General features: G+C 33.5%; 13 protein-coding genes. 1 reads left to right on the forward strand and 12 read right to left on the reverse strand.

Annotated elements, in window-relative coordinates; genetic code table 11:
• Nucleotides 1-37 precede the first annotated feature (37 nt).
• From tnpB to ACIFUW_RS09025, 9 genes are all read right to left on the reverse strand, one after another.
• Nucleotides 38-391 carry an IS66 family insertion sequence element accessory protein TnpB gene (gene tnpB, locus ACIFUW_RS08985; protein WP_002287659.1) on the reverse strand — a complete coding sequence of 118 codons (354 nt, stop codon included), beginning with the start codon at nucleotides 389-391 and terminating at the stop codon, nucleotides 38-40.
• Nucleotides 381-575: a hypothetical protein gene (locus tag ACIFUW_RS08990; protein WP_002285758.1), complete on the reverse strand. Its 195-nt coding sequence runs from the start codon at nucleotides 573-575 to the stop codon at nucleotides 381-383. Before ACIFUW_RS08990 ends, tnpB begins: the two co-directional genes overlap by 11 nt.
• A gap of 403 nt (nucleotides 576-978) precedes the next feature.
• Entirely contained in the window at nucleotides 979-2,763 is a 1,785-nt protein-coding gene (locus ACIFUW_RS08995; RefSeq protein WP_233143245.1) for an LPXTG cell wall anchor domain-containing protein, read from the reverse strand.
• 428 nt (nucleotides 2,764-3,191) lie between these two features.
• Entirely contained in the window at nucleotides 3,192-4,382 is a 1,191-nt protein-coding gene (locus tag ACIFUW_RS09000; RefSeq protein ID WP_002299749.1) for an IS256-like element ISLgar5 family transposase, read from the reverse strand.
• 585 nt (nucleotides 4,383-4,967) lie between these two features.
• Nucleotides 4,968-5,372, reverse strand: a complete 405-nt coding sequence (locus ACIFUW_RS09005) for a PTS sugar transporter subunit IIA (protein ID WP_154731868.1) — start codon at nucleotides 5,370-5,372, stop codon at nucleotides 4,968-4,970.
• 14 nt (nucleotides 5,373-5,386) lie between these two features.
• Nucleotides 5,387-5,869, reverse strand: coding sequence for a PTS system mannose/fructose/N-acetylgalactosamine-transporter subunit IIB (locus ACIFUW_RS09010; protein ID WP_082709565.1), 483 nt, complete (start codon nucleotides 5,867-5,869; stop codon nucleotides 5,387-5,389).
• A 19-nt stretch (nucleotides 5,870-5,888) separates the two neighbouring features.
• Entirely contained in the window at nucleotides 5,889-6,701 is an 813-nt protein-coding gene (locus tag ACIFUW_RS09015; protein WP_060815002.1) for a PTS system mannose/fructose/sorbose family transporter subunit IID, read from the reverse strand.
• The gene (locus ACIFUW_RS09020; protein WP_060814983.1) at nucleotides 6,694-7,479 is read right to left on the reverse strand and encodes a PTS mannose/fructose/sorbose/N-acetylgalactosamine transporter subunit IIC; all 786 of its coding nucleotides are present in this window, start codon (nucleotides 7,477-7,479) and stop codon (nucleotides 6,694-6,696) included. The genes ACIFUW_RS09015 and ACIFUW_RS09020 overlap by 8 nt, the downstream gene beginning before the upstream one ends.
• Complete coding sequence (locus ACIFUW_RS09025) at nucleotides 7,479-9,554, reverse strand: glycoside hydrolase family 31 protein (RefSeq protein WP_060814984.1); 2,076 nt, start codon at nucleotides 9,552-9,554, stop codon at nucleotides 7,479-7,481. Before ACIFUW_RS09025 ends, ACIFUW_RS09020 begins: the two co-directional genes overlap by 1 nt.
• Before the next feature lie 307 nt (nucleotides 9,555-9,861).
• Here ACIFUW_RS09025 and ACIFUW_RS09030 point away from each other — a divergent pair, with 307 nt between their 5' ends.
• Nucleotides 9,862-11,028, forward strand: coding sequence for an ROK family transcriptional regulator (locus tag ACIFUW_RS09030; RefSeq protein ID WP_060814985.1), 1,167 nt, complete (start codon nucleotides 9,862-9,864; stop codon nucleotides 11,026-11,028).
• 591 nt (nucleotides 11,029-11,619) lie between these two features.
• Here ACIFUW_RS09030 and ACIFUW_RS09035 read toward each other — a convergent pair.
• The 3 genes from ACIFUW_RS09035 to ACIFUW_RS09045 are packed head-to-tail and all read right to left on the reverse strand — an operon-like array spanning nucleotide 11,620 to nucleotide 14,313.
• Nucleotides 11,620-12,099: a PTS sugar transporter subunit IIA gene (locus ACIFUW_RS09035; protein WP_127341873.1), complete on the reverse strand. Its 480-nt coding sequence runs from the start codon at nucleotides 12,097-12,099 to the stop codon at nucleotides 11,620-11,622.
• An 11-nt stretch (nucleotides 12,100-12,110) separates the two neighbouring features.
• Nucleotides 12,111-13,613: a PTS transporter subunit EIIC gene (locus tag ACIFUW_RS09040; protein ID WP_139914076.1), complete on the reverse strand. Its 1,503-nt coding sequence runs from the start codon at nucleotides 13,611-13,613 to the stop codon at nucleotides 12,111-12,113.
• Nucleotides 13,606-14,313, reverse strand: coding sequence for an N-acetylmannosamine-6-phosphate 2-epimerase (locus ACIFUW_RS09045; protein WP_060814988.1), 708 nt, complete (start codon nucleotides 14,311-14,313; stop codon nucleotides 13,606-13,608). The genes ACIFUW_RS09040 and ACIFUW_RS09045 overlap by 8 nt, the downstream gene beginning before the upstream one ends.
• Between the last annotated feature and the right edge of the window lie 119 nt (nucleotides 14,314-14,432).

The raw sequence follows: 14,432 nt of genomic DNA on the forward strand, positions 1-14,432 counted from the left end.
TAGGGGTTCAACACATTTTTTGTGTTAACCCCCCAGCTTAAAAAACTCCTTTTTTTCCTGGCAAAATAGCTCGAGGTTGATCGATACTTAATCCTTCTAACAACCATCGAACCTGTTGGTTCGTTAAGGTTCGAACTTCGTCTTTCGTCCGAGGCCATTTTAACTTGCCGTTTTCTATCCGCTTATAACAGAGAAGAAAACCATCACCGTCCCAATAGAGAAGTTTGAAACGGTCTTGACGGTTCCCGCAAAATAAAAAAACGGCATCTTCGTAAAGCTCGAGTTGATACTCTTGTTGAATAAGACTGGCAAGACCATCAATTCCTTTTCGCAAATCTGTTTTTCCGCACACAATATAAATATGTTTGGTTTGAAGTAAATCATAAAGCATTGGACAACAGTTCTTTCAAAATAGCTTGAAGAATATAATTGTTAATACCGTTATAGATCAAAACTTCAGAACCATTCTCTCTTTTGATGCGCATCGCTAACTTGGCAGCCGCGGGTTTACCTTTTTCTGGTGCACTCTTTTCGTTTCCTAATTGGACAGGAACAATCTCATTTAATTTATACATAGAAAACCTCCAGACTTCTTGATAGCTCAAGTATATCTTGAGGTGCATTTGTTAGTAAGGTACTGTTCTATGGGGCGCTTACTTTGAAACTACCCGTATAGTAAGTAGTTTTCAAAACAAAAAAAGAGTGTTCTCTAATGAGAACACTCTCCTAAAAATACTTTATTTGCATACAAAAGAATTAGACTTGAAGTGGATAGGGAGCTAAATCTGTTTATAAGCATCAAGACATTCTCTTCTAGAAATGAAAAGTAGGTTATTTATCTTTCGTAACATGTTAGGCTTATTCAACTATGCTTCCAATCGAAATTTAATTTACTTAACAACTTAAAACTTTCTCTTTATTGATTTTCATATTTTAAATTGCTCAAATAGAATTAGAGAAATAATAATAATTCCCACATTAAAATTTATTTTTTTTCAGCCCTATAATACTTGCAATCGCCGTGAATAACCCTACATACACAGGAAGACCATTATATTTTTCTCCAGTTTTCGGTAACTCCATAGTATTTTTATTTCGATTGCCTTCTTTATTTTTTTCTTGATTCATTAGTTCCCTTTTTTTATTGCTATTATTATAATTTAGATTAGATGATCTTTTGTTGTTGTTAAAAAAAGTAGAAGGATGATTAAAGCTAGCTTTACTATCCGAACTTTGTTTAGAATTTGTATTTTTCGTTACTCCGGGTAATTTGACTGCTATGTCTTTCTCTTTTTCTCCACCAAGATCATATCTTACTGTATAGCCATTTCTTACTCCATCTGTTTCGATGCCATAATTTACTTCTTTTTTGATGCCATCTTGTTCGGTAAATGTTACCTCTCCGTTAGCGTCTACCTGTTTCTTAAGTACTTCCGTTGATCCATCTGTTAAGTTTCTTAACCGTACTTCTTTTCCCGCTTCAAGTGGTAATCCATTTGTATAATGTGCTTTTACCTTTAAACTAAGTGGTAACTCGGATCCTGGCAAATTCACTGTTATGTCCTTCTCTTTTTCTCCACCAAGATCGTATCTTACTGTATAGCCATTTCTTACTCCGTCTGTTTCGATGCCATAATTTACTTCTTTTTTGATGCCATCTTGTTCGGTAAATGTTACCTCTCCGTTAGCGTCTACCTGTTTCTTAAGTACTTCCGTTGATCCATCTGTTAAGTTTCTTAACCGTACTTCTTTTCCCGCTTCAAGTGGTAATCCATTTGTATAATGTGCTTTTACCTTTAAACTAAGTGATAACTCGGATCCTGGCAAATTCACTGTTATGTCCTTCTCTTTTTCTCCACCAAGATCGTATCTTACTGTATAGCCATTTCTTACTCCATCTGTTTCGATGCCATAATTTACTTCTTTTTTGATGCCATCTTGTTCGGTAAATGTTACCTCTCCGTTAGCGTCTACCTGTTTCTTAAGTACTTCCGTTGATCCATCTGTTAAGTTTCTTAACCGTACTTCTTTTCCCGCTTCAAGTGGTAATCCATTTGTATAATGTGCTTTTACCTTTAAACTAAGTGATAACTCGGATCCTCGCAAATTCACTGTTATGTCCTTCTCTTTTTCTCCACCAAGATCGTATCTTACTGTATAGCCATTTCTTACTCCGTCTGTTTCGATGCCATAATTTACTTCTTTTTTAATGCCATCTTGTTCGGTAAATGTTACCTCTCCATTAGCGTCTACCTGTTTCTTAAGTACTTCCGTTGATCCATCTGTTAAATTTCTTAACCGTACTTCTTTTCCCGCTTCAAGTGGTAATCCATTTGTGTAATGTGCTTTTACCTTTAAACTAAGTGGTAACTCGGATCCTGGCAAATTCACTGTTATGTCCTTCTCTTTTTCTCCACCAAGATCGTATCTTACTGTATAGCCATTTCTTACTCCGTCTGTTTCGATGCCATAATTTACTTCTTTTTTGATGCCATCTTGTTCGGTAAATATTACCTCTCCGTTAGCGTCTACCTGTTTCTTAAGTACTTCCGTTGATCCATCTGTTAAATTTCTTAACCGTACTTCTTTTCCCGCTTCAAGTGGTAATCCATTTGTGTAATGTGCTTTCACCTTTAAATTAAGCGGTACTATAATTTCTGCTGAATTTGTTAAACTTTCTGCACTGGTAATTTGTGGGGATTGTAGTGAAACGAAAGCTGTTGTAGATAGTAGCAAACCGCCAAGAATTATCTTTGATTTCATAATATCATTCTCCTTAAATTCTATTTATTAAGCTCAAAAAATAGTTTTTATGTTAATATTCTAGCTATTAAAATTCTTAATACTACAAAAGGAAACCATTGTTTTATTGAATAGAGACATGTCCCTATCTCCTCTCTAATTAGTTTTTATAAAACGTAACTATTACGTTTTATAAAAACGATTTTACAAATTTACTTAAAAAATGTCAATAAAAATGAAGGTTCATTTTTTATTGAAGTGCCAAAAATAGATTAATATAAAATTCAACTCGATTTTTTTCAGATAGCTAAAAATGCAACTTCAGCTTTATTAGCTAAAAAGTTGCATTTTCCCCGTATAATAAATTTTATAGTCTAAAGCATTTCTAGAATTTGATTGGGAGCGTCAATAATTTTGTGTAAATGATTCTTCCCTACTGCAGATTGTTTCTAATTCTCAATCAGTTGGCTTAGCATTTGTTCAAGTTCGCCTTCGGCCTGTTGAAAGCCTTTATGACTGCGACCTAGGAATTTTTGGTTGTAAGTATCAAAAGACGAGACTAAGAAACGTTCCATCGACTCTTCGTTTTGGAACTGTTCCTTGCGGTGGCTGTATTTCTTGATTTGCTTATTAAAGGATTCAATCAAGTTCGTAGAATAAATACTCTTGCGTATGGCCAAGGGGAAATCATAGAAAGTGAGCAAGTGATCGTTCGAAAGAATCGATTCAACCACTTTTGGATAGCTGGTTTTCCATTTTTCCGCAAAAGCACCACGTGCTTCCAACGCCACCTCTTTAGATGAGGCTTGATACACCATTTTAAAATCATCACAGACTTCCTTACGATCATCGACACGCACTTTGTGACTGATATTACGGGAAACGTGTACACAACAATGTTGAAAACGAGCTTTGGGATAGAACCGACTAATCGCTCCTACCATCCCCTTTAAGCCATCCGTGATGAACAGGAGGACATTTTTCAAACCGCGCTCTTGAAGGTCCAATAAAATTTCCTCCCAAATCGTGATGGATTCAGTCGGTGCAATCGCATAGCTCAATACTTCCTTTGATCCGTCCGGGCGAATGCCAACTGCGATATGAATAGCTTCCTTGGCGACGGTTTTCCGCTTTAACGGAATATACGTTGCGTCCATATAAATAGCAGCATAACGGTCATGAAGCTCCCGCCCTTTAAACGCCGTTACCTCTTCTGTAAATGATTTTGTTATATTGGACATGGTTTGGGGCGTGTAGTAATGCCCATACATTTTCTCAATCAAGTCTGCGATTTCCGACATGGTAATACCTTTTCGGAAGAGGTGAATGACGGTCTCCTCTAACGTGTCATTCGTCCGTCTATAAGCAGGAACAGTCTGTTGCTTGAACTCACCATTGCGGTCGCGCGGAATCTGGAGATGAAGTTCCCCATACTCGGTCTTGACCGTACGGTCATAGGAGCCGTTACGAGAATTACCCGTGTTAAAACCAATGCGATCATACTTTTCGTAATCTAGGAAAGCCGTTAACTCCGTTTTGAGAAGCGTATTGACTGCTTTCTCCAAATGGACACGGAATAATTCATTCAAATCGCCTTTGTTCGCTAGAGTCTTTAGAATTTCTGTAGTAAAATCGTTCATAGGGAAGTCCTCTCTTCTGTGAATGTGTTGTGGTAACTCTATTCTACAGAAGGGACTTCCTTTTTTCTATTTACACAAAATATTTTACACTCTCATTTGATTGGACAACATTCATATATATATCAAAAAAACTTTAACACAACTATATAATATTTGCATATAGATCATATCCCACCGCTGTTAAGATTGTTACATCTAGAATTAGTACCTACTCTGGCACTAATTTCCTAACCGTCTCATTGAAAATACCACTTATACTTGAAAGCATCTTCAATCTTAGATTGTCCTCCAAATAGTACACTCGAACCATTATTGCTTTACTATTTAACTATTTGGTTTTTATAGCAGTTCAAGCACTAGCTATACCGTGCTATTCCAAAAAGAGCCCTTTTAACATTCCTCTATTTCGCTAGTATTAATTATTTAAGATTATAATGAAAAAAACATATTTCTTACTATGGCTTCGTATCTAATTTTGATATTATGTAGAAAACGAATCATATTAATATCGAAAATAGATTTCCTTTTGTTTTGATTTAAACTTTTTCAATTGAGATTAACAGAACTATTCTTCCTTCATTATAATTACTCTTCTCCACCATCCATCTGTATCTCAGGTATTTTAATACTACTTTTACCTATTTCTATTAAATGCTCAGCAAGTTTTTCTTCATTAATTTTAAAGTATGATTCTAATACCATCCCTAGATTCATTCCAGTTACTACTTGAATTCTTTTATCCATACTTGCTTTCATCATAGCTACATTTGCAGGTGTTCCTCCCATTAGGTCTACTAATATAATAATATTTCGTATGTCACTTGTTTCTTCCAGTATTTTATTCAATTTATTTATTGTTCCTTCAATACCGTCATTTTGTGTCATAGAAACTACCGGATAATTAATCTGGTTTCCAAGTATCATTTTAGCTGAATTTAATATTTCCTCAGCCATTAAACCATGACTCATTAAAATTATTTCATTAGTCATCGCACTTATTCCCCTTATAAAATATCTTTTAAGTAAGTTTTTTTATCGTCTGGTGTCATAATTGTAGTAATTTCAACACCAAGATTTAATAGCTTCTCGAAGGCATTTCTTTCTTCATTAGTAACGCTAATATTAGGACGTAAAACCGTTGTTCCTTTTCGATTAGACATGTTGCCAACGTTAATCCTATCTATCTGTAAATCATTTTCGATAAACGATAATAAGTCTACTGGGGATTTGACTATTAAAAGCACATTTTGCCCTTCATATTTTCCATTTTTAATATTGGTAATCGCTTTCTCCTCAGTTATAATTGAAGAACTGATTCCTGCAGGGACTGCCATCCTTAGCACCTGTTTTTGTATATCATTATTTGCAACAGTATCATTTACAACCATCAAACGAGTCACACCTAATTTATTACTCCACATTGTAGCTACTTGACCATGAATTAATCGATCGTCAATTCTAATATTTTTTATACCCTTCATTTCCACAAAAATTTCCTCCTATCATTTATTTTAAAATGCCTAGAGTAGCTAAAACAATAGACAGAACCATCACACCAAGAATTAAATAAATAGGTTTTACATTTTTTTTCAAAGACCAGTAAACTAAACCAACTAAAAGTGCAGGTAATAATCCTGGCATTATTTGATCTAGTATTTCTTGCCCTCTCATAGAAAAATCACCTTGTTTAAAATCTAAGACGACATTTGTTTTAACAACAGATGGTATTAATGCTCCAACAACCATTAATCCTAAAATTGAAGTCGATTCAGTTAAAAGTTTTAAACTTTTTTCAATAGTAGTAATTAATTTCGTACCTGAAGTATAGCCTATGCGAAATAATGGTATACTTATCATCTTTAAAGCTACACTTACAGCAATCCATAAAATAATTCCTACTGGACTACCATCAATTGCCATATTTGCTGCAATAGCCCCAAATATAGTCCATGGAATAACTACAAATAGACTATCACCTAATCCAGCTACTGGCCCCATAAGTCCTGTCTTAATCGATGTCACTGCTTCTTCAGTATTTTCATCTGAATTTTCTTCCATAGCTATATTAATACCTAAAATATACGGTGCAACCCAAGGATTTGTATTGAAAAATTGTAAATGATTTAGTACTGCTTTTTGTAACGCTTCTGGTTTGTTTTTATAAGTAACTTTTAAGAATGGTAATACAGCGTAACAATATGCTAGAGCTTGCATCTTTTCATAATTTGAAGAAACTGAGCTTGTAAAAAACCATCTCCATAATACACTCTTTTTAATTTTGGAATTAACACCAAGTTTTGTCGTCTCCAAGCTATTCATCCTCATCCATACCTCCTATTGTATTAACAACGGTATTATTAATTACATTCTGACTATTTTTTTTATAAATAATTAAAGCTATAGCAGCGCCTATTAATGCTACTCCTAATAATGGCATTTTTAAGTAAACAGACATTACAAAACCGATAACAAGATAACTGAAATATTCTTTTGCAGGTAAGTATCGAAGCAATAAACCAATACCAACAGCTGGTAATAATCCCCCAGCAACTGTTAACCCATTTGTTAACCATTCAGGAGTATGAGCAAGAATAGTATTAATTAAAGATGGTCCAAAAATTACTGCCAACGCAACCGGTATGCCCGTTGTTGCCGCCGTTAAGAATACTCCAAACATTTGCATCTTGGAGATCATACTATAATCTCCTCGCTTTACACCTGCTTCTGCTTTATGAACCATCCAAATACCAATTGTATTTCTAATAATATCTAATTGAACCATTAATAGTGCTACTGGTATACCAATAGAAATCCCTACCGAAGATTCCTGACCAGTTGTTATGGTGATAAAAGTTGCGACAATACTTGCAGTTTGATAGTCTGGTATAGAAGCTCCTCCAAAATTACTAATTCCTAAAGACAATAATTGTAAGGTTCCCCCAATAAAAAGCCCAGTTTTTATATCTCCAAGTATTAAACCAGTTACAAATCCCGCTGTTACAGGTTGGTAGGTTCCGAACATTGTTGAATTCTTCTCAAAATTAATAAAAAAACCATATAACACAATTAAACCAAGTTGAATAACACTTATCTCCATTAGATCTCCTCCTTAATTATACTTAATAGTTTTGAAAATTTATCTTTTTGATTTGTCTTTATAAAAACAGGTATCATACTAATATCTGCTTCAACATCCAACGTTTGTCCGCCATCATATTCTTCACCTGTCCATATATTGGTCCAGTTTTCATTTATTGGTAAGTAAACTTCTCTTACTGTTTCCTTATAATTTACAATCGGTGCAATTAGGAACGTATCTCCAAATAAGTAAGTATCTTCTACAGCCCAAGTATTATTATCTGAAGGATATTCATAAAATAGCGTCCTCATGATCGGATCTCCGAATCTATGAGCTTTATCCATCAAAGTACTGATATACGGTTTCAACGCTTCACGTATTTTTATATACTTAGTTAATATCTGCTCAACTTCTATACCGTATGACCATATTTCATTTGGTGCACCAGTAACCATCGAACCTCCACCATGATCCGATAAGGGTTTACTATGGGGTAATCGGTCACCGTGCATTCTTAAAATTGGTGAAAAAGTAGCATATTGAAACCAACGAATTAGCAATTCTCTAAACTCCGGATCTTCTGGATTTCCGCCATGAAACCCACCTATGTCAGTTGTCCACCAGGGAATCCCTGCTAAACCTACATTTAGTCCAGTATTAACTTGATTTCTAAATGCTTCAAAACTAGAATCAATATCTCCAGACCACAATAATGCACCGAATCTTTGTGCTCCAGCCCATCCTCCTCTAACAAGAGTAATTACAGGCTGTTCATTACTTAATTCTTCATAAATCATTGAAAGATAATCGATTGGATATAAATTACCACTATATAAATCAGTCCCCTTTTTATAACGATAATTATCAAAGTCATAAACGGAATATCCTGGCTCAGCTACATCTAACCAGAAATAATTAATCCCTTTATCAACATAATTCTTTTTAATTAGACTCCAAACATATTTCCGAGCTTCACTATTTGTCATATCAATAAAAATAGTGTTTCCTTGAATTTGCATGGTTAATCGAACTCCACGATTAACTTTTACTAGATAACCATTTTCTAAATATTTTTCATAATTTTCTGCATCAGTTTGTACTGTAGGCCAAATTGAGATTATTGGTTCCACTCCGTAATCAGTTTTCAAAGTCTTTAAAAATTTTTCTGGATTAGGCCAGTATTCCTCATCAAAACAATATTCTCCTTGCTTTGGCCAGTGAAAATAATCAATAGCGATAGTTGAAAGCTTTATTCCACGTTTATGATACTTTTCTACTACATCCATCACTTCCTCTGGTGATCTATATCGTAATTTGCTCTGCCATAATCCTAATAAACTATCTGGCATTTTAGGGACTTTTCCAGTTAGATTACTATAGTTTCTAAGTATTTCCTTTGGTTCATTTCCTGAAATTATTACATAATCGATATAATCAGAAGAATACATTTTCCATCGAGTTATATTTTTAGCAAAAGAAACTTCTCCAATACCAGGATTATTCCATAAAAAACCGTATCCAAGACTAGATATATAGAATGGAATTGACACCTGTGAGTTTCTTTGCGCTAATTCTAAAACAGTGTTCTTCAAATCAAGATAAGAATGTTGATATTGACCCATTCCGAATATTTTTTCTTTTGGATCTGATTCAAATCTAGTAGTTACTTGAAATTTACCATCCATATTGGAACGATATTCTCTTGACTTTAATTTCAATGTAGAATTAAAATCCTTTGTAACTTCAACTGAACCAGCATCTTCACCACCATCATCATGTTTAACAGCTCTTAATCTAATATATTCTTTTAGTAAGACATCGTTTTTTTCATTATAAAAAGTTAAACGATCACGATGATCTAGTACCGCTCTTATTTTCCCGTTAATTAATTCTGTTTTATTTTCATATTGATTTATTATCACTTTATTTAGGGAATTAGGCTTATCAATTAAGGAGTTTTGTCGATCTTCATAGTTCATGTCTACAAATGAACGTATTCTAATAGCATTTTCCCCCCATGCTTCAATAATCAGTAATTCATCATCAAATTTTCTTGAAAAATAATTTGATTCAATGTTTATCACTTCTTTCATCCCACTTTCCTTTTCTTCTTAATTAGTTAACTCTTATTACAACACTAGCAATTGTAATCGCATACATATACATATCAATTTAATTTAAGTATTTTGACTAGAATTCTGCTTTTTAATTTGTTTTCTCGATAAACTAATTATCAAAAAAAAAACTAATAACAAAAAACACTTAATTACTTGAACTAAAATTGTTTGTACGTTAAACTAATTAATAAATAAAATATAAAATAAGCTATTTAAAATGTCAACTGTAAACGCTATATTTTTTTTGCATAGGCTATTTTATTTTTAAATTGAGGAGAAATTAATGATTTCAAGTAAATATACAATTAGAGAACAAAACGAGGCAAAAATACTTAATCAAATAATTAGACATAAAGAAATATCTAGAGCTGAATTGAGTAAAATAACCTCTTTAAACAAAGCATCTGTATCTTCTATTATCAATAAATTGATCGATGACTCGCTTGTAATTGAAAATAGAATTGGAGAAGCAACAAATCGTGGCCGAAAACCCATTATGTTAACTTTTAATGGAGTATCTTCGGGCTTAGCAATTGCAATTGATCTAGGATATAATTACATTGATGGAATGGTAGCTTCATTAGATGGAAAAGAAATTGCAAGAATACAGCTTACTGATACTTATGTTAGTAAAGACAACATACAAATGTTAATTCGTAAAATTATAAAAAAACTCACCGATAATCTTCCTTATACGCGACATGGAATAATCGGTATGACAATTGCTGTTCAAGGACAAGTTCTAAATAATAAAGTACTTAGTACAACTTATAACGGTCTTGAGGAAATTGATCTAGTAAAATTATTAAATCAAGAGTATAGCTTTCCTGTTTTTTTACAAAATGAGGCAAACTTATCTGCATTAGGTGAATATACTTTTTCTTCTGATATCGAGAATTTAGTATCAATTAGTCTTCATAGTGGAATAGGCGTTGGAGTAGTAAAAAATGGTAAACTTGACATTGGTAATAAAGGATATGCTGGTCAGTTGGGACATACAATTCTATTTCCAAATGGCAGAAAATGTGAATGTGGTAATTATGGTTGTTTAGAAAAATATTGCTCTACTCAAGTAATTTACCAAGAGATTTCCAAAGAAAAAAAACTAGATAAAATTAATTCGGATATAGTGGAATATCTTTATAGCAACAAGGATCAAAAGGTTGTAGAGATGATTGAACTATATGCATACTATTTATCGATAGGAATTAACAATATAGTTATGCTCTATGCTCCTGAGTTAGTGATTTTTAACAGTCCTTTAACAAAAAAAATTCCGAACATAATTAATATAATCAAAAATTTTTTGAATAATCAATATACAAAAGAAATTCATATCATTAACAGTCCTATAGAGTGGAATCCTGTTCTTAGTGGAGCAATTTCGTTTTCAATTCAAAAATTTTTAAATATTGAAAAGTTGAAACTCAGCTCTTATGCAAAAAATTAATTTAATTTAGTGGAAACTAGTATGTGAAATGGAGAAATTTTAACATACTAGACGGCTCACCAGTACTCTCTCCTTAAAAAGAGCTTTTTATATAGTTATGAATTTCTCACCGCTCTACCTCTTTTTCAAGAGATAAAAAAATTAATACAATGCTTATTACTTAAACTATTTCTAACTCAATAATCTATCAAATATTCTCAATTTTTTTCAATTGTCTTTTTGTTTAATCAAAGCATGCTTGCTTATTATCCATTTGGCCTATACTTTAGGGTAAAATTTTACAATTTCATCTAAATTATATACTAAACTTTTATCGCTATTAAAAGTAAAAACAGCTTCGCCCACGTATAGAAACGTATATCTTTTTGTTTCTACACGTGGGCGAGCTGACTAAAATCATATAATCAAAAACTTAATAAAACGAGGTTCACTCCAATCATATTTCATTTTTCAAAACTATCACATTAATCTCTTGTCAATCAAAATTATTATACATTGAGAAAGTTACAACTTATATACTACTTCTTTAAACTCTAAAACTTCACCAATGAGTTTCTAATAATTAGATCTTATTAATCTAACTATTAATCATTATGATAAATTTAAATACCCACAAAGAACACCATGTAAAACTCTTCCTGTATATAAATCGAGATTATCAATTTGACTAGATTCAGTAAAACAAATGATTACTGATGAGTCTTTTTTAGCCAATTCAAGCTGTTTAAAATCAACCTTAACTAGTGGATTTTCAGGTGTTATATATTCTTTTTCATCAACAAGAATTGAAAAAGGTTTTCCTTCTAATTCTACTGTATCTATCCCAATATGAATCAAATAATCAATTCCTGAATTACTCTTTATACTAATAGCATGTTTTGTTGGAAAGATAGTTGTGACCTGACCAGCTAAAGGAGCATAAATTGTCTGCTCTTCTGGAATAACAGCAAAACCTTCCCCTAATAATTTTTGTGAAAAAACTGGATCATTTACTTCTGATATAGGAATAACTTTTCCCGAACATGGAGAAAATAGTTCCACTTGTTTTTTCTTTCTTAAAAACTTAATCATATAAATTCCTCCTAATTATCTCTTTTCAAAATTTGATTGATTTCTTGACTAAGTAAATCAGCTTTTCCTCCAAAAACTGCTTGAATCCCACCTTTTACCTCAAAAACTGCAGTAGCACCTAATTGTTTTATAGCTTGTTTGTCAACATTTTGTCCATTCTTCACAGCAACACGCAAGCGAGTTGCACAGGCTTCAACAGATTCAATATTCTCTTCACAGCCAAGTGCTTTTATAATCATTAAAGATTCTTCATGCAAAGAAGTATTTTTATTCAAGTTAATTTCAGAGACTACCTCTTTTTCTTCTATCATACCAGGGATCGCTACTTTGAATTTTTTTAAAAAGAAAGTAAAAACGATAAAGTAAATAATAGCCCAAGCAAGTCCAAAAGGAATCAATTTAAGCCAGTTAGTTTTGTCATTTCCTTGAAGTACACCAAATAATAGAAAATCAATTAGTCCACCTGAAAAAGAATTTCCTACTCGAATATTCAGGATATCCGCAAAATAAAAAGATAGGCCGTCTAAAAATGCATGGATGACATAAAGCCATGGAGCCACAAACAGAAACATATATTCTACAGGCTCAGTGATTCCTGTTAAAAACGAAGTTAATGCACCGCTGAAATAAAGACCGCCATTTTTCTTACGGTTTTTTTTAGGAATTGCACGATACATCGCATAACAAGCAGCAGGAAGGCCAAACATCATCGTGGCAAATCTTCCAGCAAAAAAACGAGTCCCATAAGTAAATAAGCCTGTGTGATTCGGATCAGCTAATTGAGCAAAGAAAATATTTTGTGCCCCAGAAACTGTAATTCCCGCTACACTCTCAGTTCCCCCTAACGAAGTGTACCAGAAAAGTGGATAAATTGTATGATGAAGACCAACAGCACCAGTTAAACGAAGTAAAAATCCATAAAGAAATGTTCCTAGACTCCCCATTTGAGCAATATGCTCTCCAGCAACAACTAATCCATTCTGAATCGGTGGCCAAATTAGATAAAAGAAGGAACCAATAATAATTGCAGCCAAACTAGAAATAATTGGAATAAAACGTGAACCACCAAAGAATCCTAAAAACTGCGGTAATTCTATTTTTCTATAGCGATTGTGTAAAAATGCGACAATTCCGCCAATGGCAATTGAACCTACAACTCCAGTATCAAGAGTTGCATCTTTGACAGAAAATAATTCAAGAAAACCACTAATTGTTGCTGTATAAACTAAGTAAGAAACACCACCAGCTAAACCAGCAGTTCCTTTGTCACCATTTGCAAGCCCCACTGCGATACCAATCGCAAATATCAATGCTAAATTAGCAAAAACGGCGTTACCAGCATAACTCATGATACTCAAAATCGTATGAAGCCACGGTTGAGCTAATATGGGATAAGCATTTATGGCGCTTTCATTTGTCAGTGCACCGCCAAGACCTAAAAGTAAACCAGCAACAGGTAAAATAGCGATCGGCAACATAAATGCCCGACCTAGTTGTGAAAATTTTTTAAACATTTTTCTCTTCCTCCTTCAATGCATTGACGAAACGTTCTGCAATTTCTTGTGGACGAGTGATCGCGCCACCAACTACGATTCCAGAAACACCTAATTCCCTAATTTTTTTTGCCTGCTCTGGGGTATGGATTTTTCCTTCTGCAATAACACAAATTTCTGCTTGAACGAGCTGTTTCATCAAGTCAATCGCTGGCCCTTCTTGCTTTCTACTTTCATTAGTATATCCGCATAACGTGGTTCCGACAAAATCAACGCCAGCTTCATAGGCATTTTTACCTTCTTCAAAGGTAGAGATGTCTGCCATTAATAATTGTTCAGGATACTTTTCTTTGATCTGAGTAATGAAAGTGTTGATAGACAAATTATCATGGCGTTTGCGCAGCGTACAATCTAGCGCAATAACTTCTACACCAGTAGCAACTAATTCATCGACCTCACGCATCGTTGCGGTAATAAATGGTTCTTCAGGAGGATAATCTCGCTTAATTATCCCAATCATAGGTAGAGAAACTTTTTCTTTAATCTCTAAAATATCTCGAACAGAATTTGCTCGGATACCAACTGCACCAGCTCTTTCAGCAGCTAGAGCAAAATAGGACATAAGACCTCCTTCTTCTTTATAAAATGGTTCACCAGGTAATGCCTGACAAGAAACAATCAGTCCACCTGAAATTGCATCTAAAAATATTTGTTTCTTCATTCTCCTAAACACTCCACTTTAAATTAATTTTCGGATAATAACTCCAAATAAAATATAGCACGCGCTTTCATTGATGTAAAGTATAAAAATGGATAAATTTGGAGATTTTTTTATCTTTT

The sequence above is a fragment of the Enterococcus sp. PLH-Efm8 genome, assembly GCF_053011625.1.

Bases quoted from the DNA above. Each gene is read 5' to 3' on its own strand.
- tnpB (WP_002287659.1), bottom strand. From the start codon at position 391: ATGCTTTATGATTTACTTCAAACCAAACATATTTATATTGTGTGCGGA.
- ACIFUW_RS08990 (WP_002285758.1), bottom strand. From the start codon at position 575: ATGTATAAATTAAATGAGATTGTTCCTGTCCAATTAGGAAACGAAAAG.
- ACIFUW_RS08995 (WP_233143245.1), bottom strand. From the start codon at position 2,763: ATGAAATCAAAGATAATTCTTGGCGGTTTGCTACTATCTACAACAGCT.
- ACIFUW_RS09000 (WP_002299749.1), bottom strand. From the start codon at position 4,382: ATGAACGATTTTACTACAGAAATTCTAAAGACTCTAGCGAACAAAGGC.
- ACIFUW_RS09005 (WP_154731868.1), bottom strand. From the start codon at position 5,372: ATGACTAATGAAATAATTTTAATGAGTCATGGTTTAATGGCTGAGGAA.
- ACIFUW_RS09015 (WP_060815002.1), bottom strand. From the start codon at position 6,701: ATGAATAGCTTGGAGACGACAAAACTTGGTGTTAATTCCAAAATTAAA.
- ACIFUW_RS09020 (WP_060814983.1), bottom strand. From the start codon at position 7,479: ATGGAGATAAGTGTTATTCAACTTGGTTTAATTGTGTTATATGGTTTT.
- ACIFUW_RS09025 (WP_060814984.1), bottom strand. From the start codon at position 9,554: ATGAAAGAAGTGATAAACATTGAATCAAATTATTTTTCAAGAAAATTT.
- ACIFUW_RS09030 (WP_060814985.1), top strand. From the start codon at position 9,862: ATGATTTCAAGTAAATATACAATTAGAGAACAAAACGAGGCAAAAATA.
- ACIFUW_RS09035 (WP_127341873.1), bottom strand. From the start codon at position 12,099: ATGATTAAGTTTTTAAGAAAGAAAAAACAAGTGGAACTATTTTCTCCA.
- ACIFUW_RS09040 (WP_139914076.1), bottom strand. From the start codon at position 13,613: ATGTTTAAAAAATTTTCACAACTAGGTCGGGCATTTATGTTGCCGATC.
- ACIFUW_RS09045 (WP_060814988.1), bottom strand. From the start codon at position 14,313: ATGAAGAAACAAATATTTTTAGATGCAATTTCAGGTGGACTGATTGTT.